We start from the raw sequence: 15083 nt of genomic DNA, 5'->3' as shown, positions 1-15083 counted from the left end.
TACGGTGTCCACTGTGCGGACATCCGTTTCGGCCCCGCCACCCTGCACCGATAGGGTGGCGGGAATCCAGCCGGACGACGTGGTCCGGGAGTCGGCCCACGTTGCAAAGGTTTTTGGGCTATGCGCATTGGTGTGCTCACCTCCGGCGGAGACTGCCCCGGTCTGAATGCCGTCATCCGTTCCGTCGTGCACCGCGCCGTCGTCGACCACGGTGACGAGGTCATCGGCTTCCACGACGGGTGGAAGGGCCTGCTGGAGTGTGACTACCGCAAGCTCGACCTCGACGCGGTGGGCGGCATACTCGCCCGCGGCGGCACCATCCTCGGCTCCTCCCGGGTCCAGCCCGCGCACCTGGTCGGCGGCGTCGAGACCGCCCGCGGCCACGTCGCGGACCTGGGCCTCGACGCCATCATCCCGATCGGCGGCGAGGGCACCCTGAAGGCGGCGAACCTGCTCTCCGAGGCGGGCCTGCCGATCGTCGGGGTCCCGAAGACCATCGACAACGACATCGCCTCCACCGACGTCACCTTCGGCTTCGACACGGCCGTCACCGTCGCCACCGAGGCCCTCGACCGGCTGAAGACGACCGCCGAGTCCCACCAGCGCGTCCTCGTCGTCGAGGTCATGGGCCGCCACACCGGCTGGATCGCGCTGCACTCCGGCATGGCCGCCGGCGCGCACGCCGTCGTCGTCCCCGAGCGCCCCTTCGACATCGACGAGCTGACCGCCCGGGTCGGCGCGCGCTTCGAGGCCGGCAAGCGGTTCGCGATCGTGGTCGTCGCCGAGGGCGCGAAGCCGCGCGAGGGCTCGATGGAGTTCAAGACCGCCGGCACCGACATCTACGGTCACGAGCGGTTCACCGGCATCGCCAACCAGCTCTCCGTCGAGCTGGAGCGGCGCCTCGGCAAGGAGGCCCGCCCGGTCATCCTCGGCCACGTCCAGCGCGGCGGTACCCCGACCGCGTACGACCGCGTCCTCGCGACCCGCTTCGGCTGGCACGCGGTGGAGGCGGCGCACCGCGGCGAGTTCGGCATGCTGACCGCGCTGCGCGGCACGGACATCGTCATGGTCCCGCTGGCGCAGGCCGTCGAGTCCCTCAAGACGGTCCCGGAGGACCGCTACGCCGAAGCCGAGTGCGTCCTCTGACGAGAGACGCCACGAGGCCGGTCCGATCGGCAAGACACCCCGTAGAACCGCCCCCGGTCGCAGTCGCGGCCGGGGGCGGTTCTAGTCTGGTGCGGACAACAAGCGCGAATCGGGCTCCAGGAGTACGCAGATGGATCACAGCGGGCACGGCATGACCACGGATCTGCCGCCGTTCACGCTGGGGCGGGGCCTGGAGTTCTCTCCCGACCTCTTCTTCCTGATCGGCTGCCTCGCGGCGCTCGGTCTCTACGGCTGGGGCGTGGCGCGGCTGCGGCGGCGCGGTGACGCGTGGCCGGTGAGCCGGACGGTGTTCTTCGCCGTCGGTGTCCTGACCATCGCCCTGGTGATGTGCACCAAGCTCAACGACTACGGCATGGTCATGTTCAGCGTGCACATGGTGCAGCACATGGTGATCTCCATGCTGTCGCCGATCCTGCTGCTGCTCGGCGCGCCGGTGACGCTGGCGCTGCGGGCGCTTCCGGTGGCGGGCCGGGGCTCGACGGGGCCGCGCGAGGTGCTCCTGAAGCTGCTGCACAGCCGGTACATGAAGGTGATCACGCACCCCGGCTTCACGATCCCGATGTTCATCGCGAGCCTGTACGCGCTGTACTTCACGCCGCTCTTCGACTTCCTGATGGGCTCCAAGCCCGGGCACATCGGGATGATGGTGCACTTCCTGATGGTCGGCGTGGTCTTCTTCTGGCCGATCATGGGCGTGGACCCGGGCCCCCACCGGCCGGGTTACGTGATGCGGATGCTGGAGCTGTTCGCGGGCATGCCGTTCCACGCGTTCTTCGGCATCGCACTGATGATGGCCAGTGAGCCGATGGTGAAGGCGTACCAGAACCCGCCCGCCTCGCTGGGGATCGACGCCCTCACCGACCAGAACGCGGCGGGCGGCATCGCCTGGGCGTTCAGCGAGATCCCGTCCGTCCTCGTGCTGATCGCGCTGGTCTACCAGTGGTACCACTCCGAGCAGCGGCAGGCGGTCCGCATGGACCGGGCCGCCGACCGGAACGGGGACAAGGAGCTGGAGGCGTACAACGCGTATCTCGCCTCGCTCCAGACCCGGAGCAGGTGAGCGGTCCCTTTCCGGCTACAGCGCACGCCGGAGCATCCTGGGAGTAGCGCGCGCCCCCCTTCCGGGGTCACCATGGGGTCGACGGCTGCCCTGGTCGGGAGGAGGCGGACCATGTCCGGTCCCACGAAGACGATGGCGGCGCTCACCTGCGCGGCGCTGGTCCTGACGACGACGTACACGGTGGCGCTCGGCAGTAGCGGCTGGCTGTGGTTCGGTGTGGTCGTGCTCGTGATCGCCACGATCGGGATGGCGGCGGCGGACAGCTCGGTGCCGGCCGCCCCGCGGCGCCGGCGCCCACCACCGGGCCGGTCCGGCCGCCCGGGCGCGACACAGCCCTGACGCCGCGTGCCCACTCCGGCTCCCGCTCCCGCTCCCCGTTGTCCGCTACCCGCGCGGGGCGAGGACGACCCAGGTCTGGCCCGGGGCGAAGGCGAGGGGTTCCCCGCCCGGGGTGGTGAAGGTGGTGCCCGCCGACGACGAGGGCCGGGACCAGCGGGCTTCGTACGAGCGGCCGTCGCGCAGGACCAGCGCGGTGCCGCTGCCGGTCGTCTCGGTGTACGGGGAGACCGCGCCGAACCGGTCCTGGAACGCGGACGGGCGGATGGTGACCCGCTGGACGACGACCGTCTCGGGGGTCAACGGTCCGGTGTCCGTGGCGCGGGCCGCGCGGCCGTCCATCGCCACCCGCCAGGCGCGGTCGGCCGCGGACCAGGTGAAGGTGTAGCGGGCGGCCGGGAAGCGGACGGTCGAGGTGTCGACCGGGGTTCCGCCGGGCGGACGGGCCCCGAAGCGGAAGCCGATGTCCCGGGCGTTCGCGGCTCCCGGATCGGTGGCGAGGGCGCGCTCCGGGCGGAGGTAGAGGTTGTGCGGGGCGGCCCGGTCCGGGGAGCGCAGGAAGGCCCCGGGCGCCGTGGACTCGGTGACGAGGTGCAGCGGTGCGGCGTTCAGCAGGGGGTTCAGGGCGGACTGCGCGCCGGAATAGCCAAGCGTCGGTCGGCCGAAGGGCGCGAGGAGCGCGATGTCGGACTCCCGGGCGCTGCGGACGGGGCCGGCGAGCTCGGGGAGACGGGACGAGTACACGGCCAGGAGCCGGGTCACGCCGCCCTCGACCTGTTCGACGTAGACGAGGTCGGCGGCGCCGAGACCCGTGTGGGGGCGGGCCGCCGTCACGTTGTCGATCTTCACGGCGAGGACGGGGGCGGGCCGCGCGGGGAGTCCGGTGAGCGGGGACAGGCCGCCGGTCGCCGGGGTCGTGGTGGCGGGCGCGGGGGCCGTGGTGGCGGGAGCCGTCGTGGTGGGCGCGGGCGTCGGTGTGGGGTTCGGCTCGCGCGGCCCCGGGTCGGAGCAGCCGTAAAGACCGGCCGCCGTCAGCGCGCAGATCAGCGCGGTGAGGGCACGGCCGGGACGTCTGGTTCCGCGTTCGCCCGTCATGGTGACGCTCCCCCACCAGTGGACCACGGGCCCCCGCGCCGATACAACGGGCATGACGGACGACGAACGGGGGTCGCGGGTGTTCTACCACCTGATGAAGCACGTACTGCTGGGGCCGCTCCTCAGGCTGCTCTTCCGGCCGCGGATCGAGGGGCTCGAACACGTCCCGGACGAGGGCGCGGCGATCGTCGCGGGCAATCACCTCTCCTTCTCCGACCACTTCCTGATGCCGGTCGTGCTCGACCGGCGGATCACCTTCCTCGCGAAACAGGAGTACTTCACCGGGCCCGGCATCAAGGGGCGGCTCACGGCCGCCTTCTTCCGGGCCGCCGGGCAGATCCCGGTGGACCGGTCCGGGAAGGAGGCCGGGCAGGCGGCGATCCGCGAGGGCCTCGGCGTCCTGGGCAAGGGTGAGCTGCTCGGCATCTATCCCGAGGGGACGCGCTCGCACGACGGGCGGCTCTACAAGGGCAAGGTGGGGGTGGCGGTGATGGCACTGTCCGCCGGGGTGCCGGTGGTGCCGTGTGCCATGGTCGGCACGTTCGAGATCCAGCCGCCGGGAAAGGTCGTGCCGCGGATCCGCCGGGTCACGATCCGCTTCGGCGCGCCGATGGACTTCTCGCGCTTCGCGGGGTCGGCGGACCAGCGGGCGGTGGTCCGCGCGGTGACCGACGAGATCATGTACGAGATCCTGCGGCTGTCCGGGCAGGAGTACGTGGACGAGTACGCGGCGGTGGTGAAGGCCGCGGAGGCGGGGAACGAGGTGCCCGCGCGAAAGTTCCGCCGACGGGAACGCTGAGGGCGGATCCGCGCACGGCGCAAACCCCTGGGCCGGTGCTCCGGGCGCCCGTAGCGTCGCGATCATGACCAAGGGAAACGCGTTCGTGCTGGGTGGATCGGGACAGGTGGGGCGGGCGGCCGTGCGGGCCCTCGTCGCGGACGGCTGGGAGGTGACGGCCGCCTCGCGGGGCGGCGCCAGGGACGAGAGGTGGCCGGACGAGGTCCGGTCGGTACGGCTCGACCGGACCGAGGAGGGGGCGCTCGCGGCGGGGCTCGGGGGCGGCTGTGACGTGCTCGTCGACATCGTCGCGTACGACGGCGGGCACGGCAGGCAGCTGACCGGCCTCGCCGACCGGATCGGATCGGCGGTGGTGGTGTCGAGCGGCGCCGTCTACGAGGACGCGCAGGGCCGCAGCTTCGACACGCAGGACCGGCCGGACGGCTCCCCCGCCTTCCCGGTGCCGACCCCGGAGACGTGGCGGACGGTCGCGGCCGGCGACACGACGTACAGCACGCGGAAGATCGCGCTGGAGCAGGAGTTGCTGGCGGCGGGCGACGCGCTGCCGACGACGCTGCTGCGCGCGGGCGCGATCCACGGGCCGTTCTGCCCCGGCCCGCGCGAGCTGTGGTTCGTCAAGCGGGCGCTCGACGGGCGACCGGTGCGCGTCCTCGCGTACGGCGGCGCCTCGCGGTTCCACCCGGTCCATGTGGACAACCTCGCGGAGCTCGTCCGGCTCGCGGCGGCGAACCCGGGCAGCCGGGTGCTCAACGGCGCCGATCCCGAGGCGCCGACGGTCGCGGAGATCGGGGCGGAGATCGACGCGGTCCTGGGGGTGACGAGCGAGATGGTGCTGATGGAAGGGGAGCCGGAGGGCGTCGTGGGGCTCACCCCGTGGACCGCGCCGCACCCCATCGTCTACGACATGACGGCGGCCGAGCGGGAGCTGGGGTACCGGCCGGTGGTGTCGTACGCCGAGTCGCTGCCGGGGACGGTCGCGTGGCTGGCCGGGCACCTGGCCGACCGGGAGTGGCGGGAGGCCTTCCCGGGACTCGCGAAGTACGGGGTGGACTTCTTCGACTACGAGGCGGAGGACGCCTGGCTGAGCTCCCGGGGCTGACCCGGACACGGTGAGAGGGGCGGCCGCCGGACGACCGCCCTTCTCGCTTCAGAGCGGGGCGAGTTCGGTGAGGGCCGTGTCGAGGAGGCGGCGGAGCGCGAGGGCGTCGGGGGCGACGGCGGTGACGAGGGCCGCGGGGCCGGCGAGCGGGGCGAGCACGGCCCCCTCCCCGAGAAGCCTGGTCTCCACCGGTTTGTCGGCGAAGTCGGGATCGACCACGAGGAGTTGGCCGGTGGCCCGGTGGCCGCCGAGCACCGCGCCGCCGTCCCAGCCGCCGGGGGCCCCGGGGCCGTACGCCAGCTCCTGGTCGAGCAGGGGACGTCCGGCGCGGCGGACGGTGAGCCGGGTGACGAGGGTGCCGGGCGGTTCGCCGTGCCGGCCGAGGATCTGTTCCTCGCGGAGGACGAGCCGGGCCGTGGCGGCCAGCTCGACGGTGGTACGGGTCCGCAGGTCCGAGCCGTGGGCGGAGACGAGCTGTTCGGGCAGCCAGCGGAGCGCTCCCTCCTCCCCCACGGCGATCCGGACGTCGTACGTGGCGGGCTCGGCGTTCCGGCCCGGCAGGGCGAGGGTGGCGGCGGCGGAGTCGACCAGGAGCCGGGCCCCGTCCCGTACCTCGGTCTCGATCGCGAGCCGGTCACCGCCGAGCGGGGCGCTCATCGCGCCGACGACGGTGACCCGGGTCCAGCCGGCGGTGGCCCTGGTGCGGCGCAGGGCGAGGGGGCCGTCGCTCTCCAGGAGCGGCAGCCCGCCGTCGGCGGCGGCCGCGATCCGCGCGGTGGCGCGCAGGCTCACGCGGTCCGCGCCCCGGCCTCGGTCCAGGCGGCGAGCTGCGCGCGGACCCAGTCGGCGACGGGCCCGACGCCGTTCTCGGCGCGCAGGGAGGTGAAGGCGACGGGCAGCTCGCCGCGCTGCTCCTTCGCGTCGCGGGCCATCCGTGCCAGGTCGGAGCCGACGTGGGGGGCGAGGTCGGTCTTGTTGACGACGAGGAGGTCGGCGGTGGTGACGCCGGGTCCGCCCTTGCGGGGGATGTCGTCGCCGCCCGCCACGTCGATGACGAAGATCTGGGCGTCGACGAGCCCCTTGGAGAAGGTGGCGGTGAGGTTGTCGCCGCCGGACTCGACCAGGATGAGGTCGAGCGGGCCGACGGACTCCTCCAGCTCCTCGACGGCTTCGAGGTTGGCGGAGATGTCGTCGCGGATGGCGGTGTGCGGGCAGGCGCCGGTCTCCACCGCCTGGATGCGCTCGGGCGGCAGGACGGCGTTGCGGAGGAGGAACTCGGCGTCCTCGCGGGTGTAGATGTCGTTGGTGACGACGGCGAGCGAGAGGGTGTCCCGCAGGACCCGGCAGAGGGCGGCGACGGTGGCGGTCTTGCCGGAGCCGACCGGTCCGCCGAGTCCGATGCGCAGGGCGCGGCGGGTGCCGTCGGGGCGGTGGGCGTCGGCGGAGACGGCTCCGTGGTGGGCGTGACCGTGGTCGAGGTGCATGGCTCTCCTGTCGGAGCGGTTACGAGGCGAAGAGGCGGACGGGCCACCTCGCGTGCTGTTCGGCGGTGAGGTCGAGCAGCGGCGCGGAGGCGGCCGGCAGGGCTTCGACGCCCTGGCGGGCGGCGGCCGCCGCGCGGTCGGCGACGTGGTCCATCTCGGGCGCGAGGCGGGCGAGGACGGCGGTCGCCCGGTAGGGGTCGAGGCTGAGGAGGCGGACGGCGGCGGTGGCGGGGCCGCCGACCGTCTCGTACGCCACGCAGTGCGCGGCGTCCTCGGGGCCGAGTCCCGCGGCCCGGGCGGTGACGCCGAGGACGACGGGCTGATGGGCGCCGCGCGGGAAGGCCGCCGCAAGGGCGGAGAGTTCGGGGCTCGGCCAGGTCGCGCGGGCGGCCCGCATCAGCTGGCGGCCGAGCCTGCGGGCGGCGGCGCGCAGGGCGGGTGAGGGCGTGCGGGCGTCGGCGGCCGCGTCGAGTTCGTACGGGTCGAGCCCGTGCGCCGCGGCCGCGGCCAGGCCCGCCGAGGTGAGGCCGGTGGTGTGGAGCCGGCCGCGGCAGAAGGCCTCCAGGTCGTCGGCGTCCTTGATGCGGCCGGCCTTGACCGCGGCCTCGGCGCCGCCGGAGTGGGCGTGCCCGCCGGCGGGGAACCGTCCGTCGGCGAGCACGAGGAGTGCGGAGCGTGTCATCGGTTCGGCGCCGTCAGAAGAGGAAGTAGCGCTGGGCCATGGGCAGTTCGGCGGCGGGTGCCGGTTCGACCGGCTCGCCGTCGATGGTCACCGAGAAGGTGTCGGCGTCGACCTCGACCCGGGGCAGCGCGTCGTTCTCCCGCATGTCGGCCTTGGTGACCCGTCGGGTGTCGCCGATCGCGGTGAACTCCTTGTGCAGGCCCAGCCTTCGGGGCAGGTCGTCCTCGATCGCCGCCCGGGCCACGAAGTTGACGGAGCCGGCCGCGGCCGCCCTGCCGAGCGCGCCGAACATCGGGCGGGGCATGACGGGTTGCGGGGTGGGGATGGAGGCGTTGGCGTCGCCCATCTGCGCGTACGCGATCTGGCCCCCCTTGACGACGGTGAGCGGCTTCACGCCGAAGAAGGCGGGGTCCCAGAGCACGAGGTCGGCCAGCTTGCCGGTCTCGACCGAGCCGATGAGGTGGTCCATGCCCTGCGCGACGGCCGGGTTGATCGTGTACTTGGCGACGTAGCGGCGGGCCCGGTGGTTGTCGGCGCGGCCGTCGCCGGGGAGGGCGCCGCGCCGCTTCTTCATGACGTGGGCGGTCTGCCAGGTCCGCATGATGACCTCGCCGACGCGGCCCATGGCCTGGGCGTCGGAGGAGATGATCGAGATGGCGCCCAGGTCGTGGAGGACGTCCTCGGCGGCGATCGTGGAGGGCCGGATGCGCGATTCGGCGAAGGCGAGGTCCTCGGGGACCGCCGGGTTGAGGTGGTGGCAGACCATCAGCATGTCGAGGTGTTCCTCGATGGTGTTGACGGTGTGCGGGCGGGTCGGGTTGGTCGAGCTGGGCAGGATGTACGGCTCGGAGACGACGGTGATGATGTCGGGAGCGTGCCCGCCGCCCGCGCCTTCCGTGTGGTACGCGTGGACGGTCCGGCCCGCGATGGCGGCGAGGGTGTCGCCGACGAAGCCCGCTTCGTTCAAGGTGTCGGTGTGGATGGCGAGTTGGGCGCCGGTCTCCTCGCAGACGCCGAGACAGGCGTCGATGACGGCCGGGGTGGCGCCCCAGTCCTCGTGGATCTTGAATCCGAGGGCTCCGCCCCGGAGCTGGGAGTACATGGCCTCCCGGGACATGGTGTTGCCCTTGCCGAGCAGGCCGATGTTGACGGGGAAGGTGTCCAGGGCCTCGAACATCCGGGCCAGGTGCCACGGGCCGGGCGTGATCGTGGTCGCCTTGGTGCCCTCGGCCGGTCCGGTGCCGCCGCCGACGAGCGTGGTGACGCCGGTGGCGAGCGCCTGCTCGACGATGGTCGGGGAGATGAAGTGGACATGGGCGTCGACGGCGCCGGCAGTGATGATCTTGCCGTTGCCGACGATGACCTCGGTCTCGGGGCCAATCACGAGGTCGGGGTGGACACCGTCCATGGTGTCGGGGTTGCCGGCCTTGCCGATGCCGGTGATCCGGCCGTCGCGGATGCCGATGTCGGCCTTGACGATGCCCCAGTGGTCGATGATCACGGCTCCGGTGATCACGGTGTCGGGGGCGCCCTCGGCGCGGGTGGTGCGGGCCTGCCCCATGGACTCGCGGACGACCTTGCCGCCGCCGAAGACGGCCTCCTCGCCGGCGCGGCCGGGACCGCCGCAGCGGTCCTCCTCGATCTCGACGAGGAGGTCGGTGTCGGCGAGCCGGATGCGGTCGCCGACCGTGGGACCGAACAGATCGGCGTAGACGGCGCGATGCAGGTCAGGCACGGGGGCCTCCGTTCGGGCCGGTGACCTCGGCGGTGGCGGTGGCCTCGGTGGTGACGGGGGCAGTGGCGTCGGCGTCGAGGGGGCCCGCGGTCTCGCCGCGCAGGCCCGGGACGATCCGGCGGCCCGCGATCGGGACGAGCTCGACCTCGACGGGGATGCCGGGTTCGAAGCGGACGGCGGTCCCCGCGGCGATGTGGAGGCGCCGCCCGCGCGCGGCGGCGCGGTCGAACTGCAGGCCGGGGTTGACCTCGGCGAAGTGGTAGTGGGAGCCGACCTGGACGGGCCGGTCGGCGGCGTTCAGCACGGTCACGCGGGTGACGGGGCGCCCCTCGTTGAGGGTGACGGGCTCCTCCGCGTACAGGATCTCTCCGGGGATCATCGGCGCGCCCCGCTCAGACGATGGGGTCGTGGACGGTGACGAGCTTGGTGCCGTCCGGGAAGGTGGCCTCGACCTGGACGTCGTGGATCATCTCGGGGATGCCGTCCATGACGTCCGCGCGGGAGAGCACCTTGCGGCCGGAGGCCATGAGTTCCGCGACGGTGCGGCCGTCCCGGGCACCTTCCAGGATGTGGGAGGTGAGCAGGGCGACGGCCTCGGGGTGGTTGAGCCTCACACCCCGCGCCCGGCGCTTCTCGGCCACGTCGGCAGCGACATGAATGAGCAGGCGTTCCTGTTCGTGCGGGCTCAGTTGCACTCTTCCACCTCACAGTCGTCGACCGGGACGGGACCCGGACAGCTGCGGACCCTACCCAGCGTCAACACCTTGTTGAGCTGCGGAGAAGCGGCACGCGGCCAGACATTGCACGTTAGGGCGGAAGTTTTTCCGGCTCGTTAACTCCGGCTTTGCGTTTTCATGATCATTCGATCGGGTCGACGGTCATGGACATCAGCCCCCGGAGCCCGTCCTCCAGGATGTCGACGGCGACGTCCCCGAAAAGCGCCTGCTGGGCGATGAAGCCCTGGGCGACGGCGATGAGGGTCCGAGCCACGTGGTCGGCGGGGACGTCGGCGTGCAGCAGTCCGCTCTCGCGGTAGGCCGTGACCAGCTCCGTCCACGCGGCGCGCATCCCCTGGTAGCCCTCCGCGAGGGTCTTCGCCAGCTCCTCGTTCCGCAGGGTCTCGGTCCACACCTGGATGATCAGGCGCGCGAAGGCCTGCCGGTCGGCGCCCTCGATCCGCTCCTCCAGGAAGAGTCGGAGCACCGCTCCGAGCAGGACGTCGGGAGTGGGGGGCGGGGTGGCCCTGGACGCCTCCTCGAACGCGCTCCGGATGCCGGCGAAGGCCTCGGTGGCGATGGCCCCGATGAGTTCGTCCTTGCCGCGGAAGTACCGGTAGACCGCGCCGGCCGAGAGGCCCACCTCGGTCAGCACGTCCTGCATGGAGGTCGCGTGGAAGCCGTTGCGGGCGAAGCAGCGCGCCGCGCCGTCGAGGATCTGCCGCCGTCGGGCGTCGAGGTGTTCCTGGGAGACACGAGCCATGGGGCGAACCTAAAACGAATATTCATTCTTGACAACTTCCCGGCCCCGCAGGACAGTGGCAGCACGGTAAAACGAACGATCCTTCTCTTTGAATCGAGGACACCATGTCCGCCACCGCCACCGCCTCCGCCGTCGGCGCGGGGCGCAGAACCCTCGCGGTAATGGTGCTGATCCCGACCGTCGTGGCCCTGGCCCTCTGGGCCTTCGCGTGGTCCGCGGCCCGGATGGCCCCCCGCGACCTGCCGATCGGCGTCGCCGGTCCCGCGACGGCGGCCACCGCCGTGGAGCGTGGACTCGCCCGCCACGAGGGGGCCTTCGAGGTCCACCACTACGAGAACGGTGCCGCGGCGCGCGCCGCCATCGAGAACCGGGACGTATACGGAGCGGTCGTCGTGACCCCGGGCGGTACGGAGCTCCTGACGGCCTCGGCGGCGAGCCCCGTGGTGGCGGGGCTGCTGCGCGAGGCCGTGACAGCCCAGGCCCCCGAGGGCACGACGATCCCGGTCACGGACGTGGTCGCGGCCCCGTCGGGCGACCCGCGCGGTGCCGTACTCGCCGCGAGCCTGCTGCCACTCGCCCTGGCGGGGGCGGCGGCGGGCGCCGTCACCAGCCTCCTGGGGCTGCGCGGGATGCGCGCCGCGGCCGCCCTCATCGGTGCCGCGGCGCTCGCGGGAGTCGTCGGCGCGGCCCTCGCCGACACCTGGCTCGGCGCGCTCGGCGGAGACTGGTGGGCGGAGGCGGGGCTGCTCGGGCTCACGGTCCTGGCGATCGGCTCGACGCTCGCCGGACTGGCCGCACTCATCGGCAAGCCGGGCCTCGGACTCGGGGCGTTCCTGATGATCCTGCTCGGCAACCCCTTCTCGGGGGTCGCGAGCGCGCCGGAGCTGCTGCCCACCACCGTGGGCGGGCTCGGCCAGTTGCTGCCGCCAGGCGCCGCGGGCTCGGCCCTCCGGTCGGTCTCCTCCTTCGACGGGGCGGCGGCGGGCGGGCCGCTCCTGACCCTCGCCCTCTGGGCCGTCGCGGGCCTGACCGCGATCCTGCTGGGTGCCCGCGTGCGGCGCGTGGAGCCGGCGACCCCTCGGGTTCCGGCGCCGGCGCCGACTCCGACGCCGGTGGGCTGAGCCCCACGATCGAGCCCGTACCGGAACCACGCCGGGCGGGACGGAAGACAGCCGGGTACCCCTCCCAGCGGACGGGGCACCCGGCTGTCTTCCGTCCCGACAGCCGCTACGAGGCGCCGGGATCGCGATGGTGGGCGGCGATGCCGAAGCGGCGCTGTTCGCCCGTGGCGGAGTCGACCGGCCTCAGCGTGGAGACCGAGCTGATCACCTGCTCCTCCGCCGGCTCCGGCGCCGCCTCCAAAACCTCCAGGTCAGCGGCCGAGACCAGGGCGACGAGCGGCTTCCCGTGGCGGGTGACGACCACACGCTCACCGCCGTATACGACGCGGTTGATGAGGTCGGCGAGCTCAGCCCGCGCTTGCGTCACCGGGATCTCGTAGGTCATGCTCCCCATCTTACGGCCTGTACGTCCTGTACATTTTTGACAGAGACAGATCGATGGAGGTGCTCAGCCATGGACGCGCGCTACGTTCTGCCCGAGTTCACGGAGCGGGCCAGCTTCGGGACCCGGACCCTCGACCCGTACTCGAAGCTCCTCGAGTCCCGGATCGTGTTCCTCGGCACGCCGGTCGACGAGACCTCGGCCAACGACGCCATCGCCCAGTTCCTGTACCTCGACCACGCGGCGCCGGGCCAGGACATCTCCCTCTACATCAACTCCCCCGGCGGCTCCGTCACCGCCATGACCTCGATCTACGACACGATGCGGACGCTCTCCTGCGACGTGGAGACCACCTGCCTGGGCCAGGCCGTCTCCACCGCGGCCGTCCTGTTCGCGGCCGGCACGCCGGGCAAGCGTCTGATCCTGCCCGGCGCCCGGGTCACGCTCCGGCAGCCAACCCTGGACGAGCCCCTCCAGGGACAGCTCAGCGACCTCGACCTCCAGGCGAGCGAACTGCTGCGGCTGCGCGCGCTGGTCGCCGGGCTGCTCGCCGAGCACACCGGGCAGGAGCGGGAGCGGATCGACGCCGACATCGACCGCCTGACCGTCCTGGACGCACCGGCGGCCGTCGCGTACGGCCTGGCGGACCACGTCGTCGTGAACCGGCGCTCCGCCGCCGGCGGTACGGCACGGTGAAGCGGCCGTGGTCCCCGAGCTGCCGCCGCTGCCGGCCCTGACCCGGGCCGAGGGCGACCTCATCGACGCGTACCTCGAAGTCGTCGACCTCCTCGGCAAGATCAATCCATCCAGAAGTACGCATACCTATGGGGCGTTGCGTGCGGCGCAGGCCCTGGTGGGACGCGCGGAGGCGCTGCGCGAGGCCCTGACGCTCATGCATAAACGGGGCGAGACCGACGTCCACGCGGACACATTGGCGCGCGCCCTAAGGGTGTTGAACGGAGAGCGCCGGGCCGACCGGGTCACCGTCCCCCGGACTCGCGCGAGTTGACATTTCCGCGTGTCGTGTCCAGGGCCGGTCGGGCGACACGCAACGCAGAATCCCTCCCCCGTTCGGCGTAGTCGACGAGTCGACATATGAAGCGGGCGAGTTGCGCAACAGGTGTACGCATTTGGCGGAATCGAACGTTCCATCGCTGGTACGCGGCTCGTAGGCCAAACCTCCGAAGATCACAAAGGCGGTCTGTCCACCCGAACGGATCAGTCGTGAGGAGCCTCACATATCGCCGTTTCAGCTCGGTTTTCGCCCATGTCGTGGGTCAAGATCCCTGTCGACGACAAGCCCCCGCCACCGCGGCGGGGCGGTCCGGGCGGACGCCGAGTCCTGCCGCTGTCCCGGACGTCTGGTCGACAGGAGTGGATCGGCAGGAGTGGAGGACCCAATCAGTACGGAACGTTCGCGCTGTCACCGCAGCGGGCCCGTTCCTTGGGGTGAAGCCGCAGCCGCGGCCGGGCATCTTCGCCAGCCCGAACCCGACAGGTCATCCTTCGCAGGCGGCTGACGAAGGGTTGCGCATGACCGCGCAGATGCATGTCCCGTCCCTGCTGTCCCGGGCCGGAGCCGTCTCGGCTCTCACCCTCGCCGCCGTCGGCGGCACGCTGTTCGCACCAGGCGCGGCATCGGAGGCCCAGGCAGCGACGACACACGCGAACAAGGCACTGAGCGTCGCCGCGTCGAAGAAAGGATCGCCCTACCGGTACGGATCGACCGGACCCACCCGGTTCGACTGCTCCGGTCTGACGCTCTACGCGTACAAGAAGGCGGGCAAGTCGCTGCCTCGCACCGCGCAGCAGCAGTACAACAAGTCCCGGCACATCTCCTCGTCCAGCCGGCAGAAGGGCGACCTGGTCTTCTTCCACTCCGGCGGGAGGGTCTACCACGTCGGCATCTACGCCGGCAGCGGCAAGATCTGGCACTCGCCCAAGACGGGCTCCTGGGTGAAGCTCGACAAGATCTGGTCGTCGAAGGTCTACTACGGCCGCGTCCGATGACGGACCCCGGGAACTGACCCGACCGAGCCGGAGGGTGCGGTGGCGCCGCCGCACTCCTTGCTCACCAGCACGCCTCGCTCACCAGCACCCCTCGCTCAGTCGGACGCCTCACTCAGCCGCACGCCTCACTCAGCCGCATGCCTCTCCTCGACGGTACGAGCCCTACACCGGGGCCATCGTCCACGGGAGGGTGATCCAGACGGTCTTGCCACCCTCCTCGGTCGGCGTGACCGAGAGGCGGCCGCCGGCCTCCGCCGCGAGGACGCGGATGATGACCATGCCGCGACCGTTGTCCTGCTGGACCGCCGCCGGAAGGCGGCGGGGCCAACGGGGATGACTGTCGGTCACACCGATGTGCAGGCGCTCCTCCCGCTCCAGGCGGAGGTCGACCGTGAAGGTGGGCGACTGCCCGAAGGTGTGCTGGACGGCGTTGGTGGCCAGTTCCGAGACGATCAGCCGGATCGAGTCCGCGATCTCCGCGTCGTCGTCGAGCCCCCAGTCCCCCAGGACGTCCGCGACGTATCTCCGTGCCGTGCGGACCGACGCGGGATCGCTCGGCAGAGTGACGGATACTTCCTGATGGTCTGCCATGGCGGCGCTGTCCCTTTCCCGCCGGGGACACCACCCCGGATTG

Annotated in this window: 19 protein-coding genes and 1 riboswitch; of the genes, 9 read left to right on the top strand and 10 right to left on the bottom strand. The window is 72.3% G+C overall.

All coding sequences use genetic code 11. The annotated features are described in order from the left end of the window. Window positions 1–120 precede the first annotated feature (120 nt). The 3 genes from ACFWWU_RS06805 to ACFWWU_RS06795 all read left to right on the top strand — a co-directional run bounded on the left by ACFWWU_RS06805 (window position 121) and on the right by ACFWWU_RS06795 (window position 2566). Complete coding sequence (locus ACFWWU_RS06805) at window positions 121–1146, top strand: 6-phosphofructokinase (protein WP_384139975.1); 1026 nt, start codon at window positions 121–123, stop codon at window positions 1144–1146. A gap of 130 nt (window positions 1147–1276) precedes the next feature. Beyond that, window positions 1277–2227, top strand: coding sequence for a cytochrome c oxidase assembly protein (locus tag ACFWWU_RS06800; RefSeq protein WP_384139972.1), 951 nt, complete (start codon window positions 1277–1279; stop codon window positions 2225–2227). Between the two features lie 111 nt (window positions 2228–2338). Continuing rightward, a complete protein-coding gene (locus ACFWWU_RS06795) occupies window positions 2339–2566 on the top strand; it encodes a hypothetical protein (RefSeq protein ID WP_384140690.1) in 228 nt (75 codons plus the stop codon). Window positions 2567–2611: 45 nt separating this feature from the next. On the opposite strand, the gene ACFWWU_RS06790 is transcribed toward ACFWWU_RS06795, so the two are convergent. After that, window positions 2612–3658, bottom strand: coding sequence for a DUF3048 domain-containing protein (locus ACFWWU_RS06790; protein ID WP_384139969.1), 1047 nt, complete (start codon window positions 3656–3658; stop codon window positions 2612–2614). A 52-nt stretch (window positions 3659–3710) separates the two neighbouring features. Here ACFWWU_RS06790 and ACFWWU_RS06785 point away from each other — a divergent pair, with 52 nt between their 5' ends. Both ACFWWU_RS06785 and ACFWWU_RS06780 read left to right on the top strand, forming a co-directional pair. Continuing rightward, window positions 3711–4457, top strand: a complete 747-nt coding sequence (locus tag ACFWWU_RS06785; RefSeq protein ID WP_384139966.1) for a lysophospholipid acyltransferase family protein — start codon at window positions 3711–3713, stop codon at window positions 4455–4457. A 64-nt stretch (window positions 4458–4521) separates the two neighbouring features. Next, the gene (locus ACFWWU_RS06780; protein WP_384139963.1) at window positions 4522–5556 is read left to right on the top strand and encodes an NAD-dependent epimerase/dehydratase family protein; all 1035 of its coding nucleotides are present in this window, start codon (window positions 4522–4524) and stop codon (window positions 5554–5556) included. 48 nt (window positions 5557–5604) lie between these two features. On the opposite strand, the gene ACFWWU_RS06775 is transcribed toward ACFWWU_RS06780, so the two are convergent. The 7 genes from ACFWWU_RS06775 to ACFWWU_RS06745 form a co-directional block, all read right to left on the bottom strand. Beyond that, window positions 5605–6348 carry an urease accessory protein UreD gene (locus ACFWWU_RS06775; RefSeq protein ID WP_384139960.1) on the bottom strand — a complete coding sequence of 248 codons (744 nt, stop codon included), beginning with the start codon at window positions 6346–6348 and terminating at the stop codon, window positions 5605–5607. Continuing rightward, the gene (ureG, locus tag ACFWWU_RS06770; RefSeq protein ID WP_384139957.1) at window positions 6345–7040 is read right to left on the bottom strand and encodes an urease accessory protein UreG; all 696 of its coding nucleotides are present in this window, start codon (window positions 7038–7040) and stop codon (window positions 6345–6347) included. Before ureG ends, ACFWWU_RS06775 begins: the two co-directional genes overlap by 4 nt. A 19-nt stretch (window positions 7041–7059) precedes the next feature. Next, window positions 7060–7722 (bottom strand): urease accessory protein UreF, encoded by a 663-nt coding sequence (locus tag ACFWWU_RS06765; protein WP_384139954.1) that lies wholly within the window; start codon window positions 7720–7722, stop codon window positions 7060–7062. 13 nt (window positions 7723–7735) lie between these two features. Further along, window positions 7736–9457: an urease subunit alpha gene (locus tag ACFWWU_RS06760; RefSeq protein WP_384139951.1), complete on the bottom strand. Its 1722-nt coding sequence runs from the start codon at window positions 9455–9457 to the stop codon at window positions 7736–7738. Further along, window positions 9450–9836, bottom strand: a complete 387-nt coding sequence (locus ACFWWU_RS06755; protein ID WP_384139948.1) for an urease subunit beta — start codon at window positions 9834–9836, stop codon at window positions 9450–9452. The genes ACFWWU_RS06760 and ACFWWU_RS06755 overlap by 8 nt, the downstream gene beginning before the upstream one ends. Window positions 9837–9849: 13 nt before the next feature. Then, on the bottom strand, window positions 9850–10152 hold the full coding sequence (locus ACFWWU_RS06750) for an urease subunit gamma (RefSeq protein WP_317593596.1): 303 nt from the start codon (window positions 10150–10152) through the stop codon (window positions 9850–9852). Between the two features lie 163 nt (window positions 10153–10315). After that, a complete protein-coding gene (locus tag ACFWWU_RS06745) occupies window positions 10316–10936 on the bottom strand; it encodes a TetR/AcrR family transcriptional regulator (protein WP_384139943.1) in 621 nt (206 codons plus the stop codon). A gap of 104 nt (window positions 10937–11040) precedes the next feature. Here ACFWWU_RS06745 and ACFWWU_RS06740 point away from each other — a divergent pair, with 104 nt between their 5' ends. Then, entirely contained in the window at window positions 11041–12057 is a 1017-nt protein-coding gene (locus tag ACFWWU_RS06740) for an ABC transporter permease (protein ID WP_384139939.1), read from the top strand. Between the two features lie 106 nt (window positions 12058–12163). Here ACFWWU_RS06740 and ACFWWU_RS06735 read toward each other — a convergent pair whose 3' ends face one another. After that, window positions 12164–12442 (bottom strand): type II toxin-antitoxin system Phd/YefM family antitoxin, encoded by a 279-nt coding sequence (locus ACFWWU_RS06735; protein ID WP_384139937.1) that lies wholly within the window; start codon window positions 12440–12442, stop codon window positions 12164–12166. 69 nt (window positions 12443–12511) lie between these two features. Between ACFWWU_RS06735 and ACFWWU_RS06730 the strand changes: the two genes are divergently transcribed. The 3 genes from ACFWWU_RS06730 to ACFWWU_RS06720 all read left to right on the top strand — a co-directional run bounded on the left by ACFWWU_RS06730 (window position 12512) and on the right by ACFWWU_RS06720 (window position 14449). After that, a complete protein-coding gene (locus ACFWWU_RS06730) occupies window positions 12512–13135 on the top strand; it encodes an ATP-dependent Clp protease proteolytic subunit (RefSeq protein ID WP_384139934.1) in 624 nt (207 codons plus the stop codon). Between the two features lie 7 nt (window positions 13136–13142). Then, window positions 13143–13448 carry a hypothetical protein gene (locus ACFWWU_RS06725; RefSeq protein ID WP_384139931.1) on the top strand — a complete coding sequence of 102 codons (306 nt, stop codon included), beginning with the start codon at window positions 13143–13145 and terminating at the stop codon, window positions 13446–13448. Window positions 13449–13762: 314 nt separating this feature from the next. After that, window positions 13763–13969, top strand: a riboswitch (cyclic di-AMP (ydaO/yuaA leader). Between the two features lie 3 nt (window positions 13970–13972). After that, the gene (locus ACFWWU_RS06720; protein WP_384139928.1) at window positions 13973–14449 is read left to right on the top strand and encodes a C40 family peptidase; all 477 of its coding nucleotides are present in this window, start codon (window positions 13973–13975) and stop codon (window positions 14447–14449) included. A 162-nt stretch (window positions 14450–14611) separates the two neighbouring features. Here the strand turns inward: ACFWWU_RS06720 and ACFWWU_RS06715 are convergent, their stop codons facing one another. Further along, complete coding sequence (locus ACFWWU_RS06715) at window positions 14612–15040, bottom strand: ATP-binding protein (protein WP_384139925.1); 429 nt, start codon at window positions 15038–15040, stop codon at window positions 14612–14614. Window positions 15041–15083: the final 43 nt, after the last annotated feature.

It is taken from the genome of Streptomyces sp. NPDC058650, from assembly GCF_042717315.1.
Taxonomy (GTDB): Bacteria; Actinomycetota; Actinomycetes; order Streptomycetales; family Streptomycetaceae; genus Streptomyces.
The sequence above is the reverse complement of the archived record's forward strand: the minus strand, read 5'-3'. Positions and strand labels throughout refer to the sequence as shown.

Coding starts and splice junctions, on each gene's coding strand:
- ACFWWU_RS06805 (WP_384139975.1), top strand. CDS start 121: ATGCGCATTGGTGTGCTCACCTCCGGCGGAGACTGCCCCGGTCTGAAT.
- ACFWWU_RS06745 (WP_384139943.1), bottom strand. CDS start 10,936: ATGGCTCGTGTCTCCCAGGAACACCTCGACGCCCGACGGCGGCAGATC.
- ureG (WP_384139957.1), bottom strand. CDS start 7,040: ATGCACCTCGACCACGGTCACGCCCACCACGGAGCCGTCTCCGCCGAC.
- ACFWWU_RS06755 (WP_384139948.1), bottom strand. CDS start 9,836: ATGATCCCCGGAGAGATCCTGTACGCGGAGGAGCCCGTCACCCTCAAC.
- ACFWWU_RS06790 (WP_384139969.1), bottom strand. CDS start 3,658: ATGACGGGCGAACGCGGAACCAGACGTCCCGGCCGTGCCCTCACCGCG.
- ACFWWU_RS06765 (WP_384139954.1), bottom strand. CDS start 7,722: ATGACACGCTCCGCACTCCTCGTGCTCGCCGACGGACGGTTCCCCGCC.
- ACFWWU_RS06795 (WP_384140690.1), top strand. CDS start 2,339: ATGTCCGGTCCCACGAAGACGATGGCGGCGCTCACCTGCGCGGCGCTG.
- ACFWWU_RS06715 (WP_384139925.1), bottom strand. CDS start 15,040: ATGGCAGACCATCAGGAAGTATCCGTCACTCTGCCGAGCGATCCCGCG.
- ACFWWU_RS06735 (WP_384139937.1), bottom strand. CDS start 12,442: ATGACCTACGAGATCCCGGTGACGCAAGCGCGGGCTGAGCTCGCCGAC.
- ACFWWU_RS06730 (WP_384139934.1), top strand. CDS start 12,512: ATGGACGCGCGCTACGTTCTGCCCGAGTTCACGGAGCGGGCCAGCTTC.
- ACFWWU_RS06785 (WP_384139966.1), top strand. CDS start 3,711: ATGACGGACGACGAACGGGGGTCGCGGGTGTTCTACCACCTGATGAAG.
- ACFWWU_RS06720 (WP_384139928.1), top strand. CDS start 13,973: ATGACCGCGCAGATGCATGTCCCGTCCCTGCTGTCCCGGGCCGGAGCC.
- ACFWWU_RS06780 (WP_384139963.1), top strand. CDS start 4,522: ATGACCAAGGGAAACGCGTTCGTGCTGGGTGGATCGGGACAGGTGGGG.
- ACFWWU_RS06740 (WP_384139939.1), top strand. CDS start 11,041: ATGTCCGCCACCGCCACCGCCTCCGCCGTCGGCGCGGGGCGCAGAACC.
- ACFWWU_RS06800 (WP_384139972.1), top strand. CDS start 1,277: ATGGATCACAGCGGGCACGGCATGACCACGGATCTGCCGCCGTTCACG.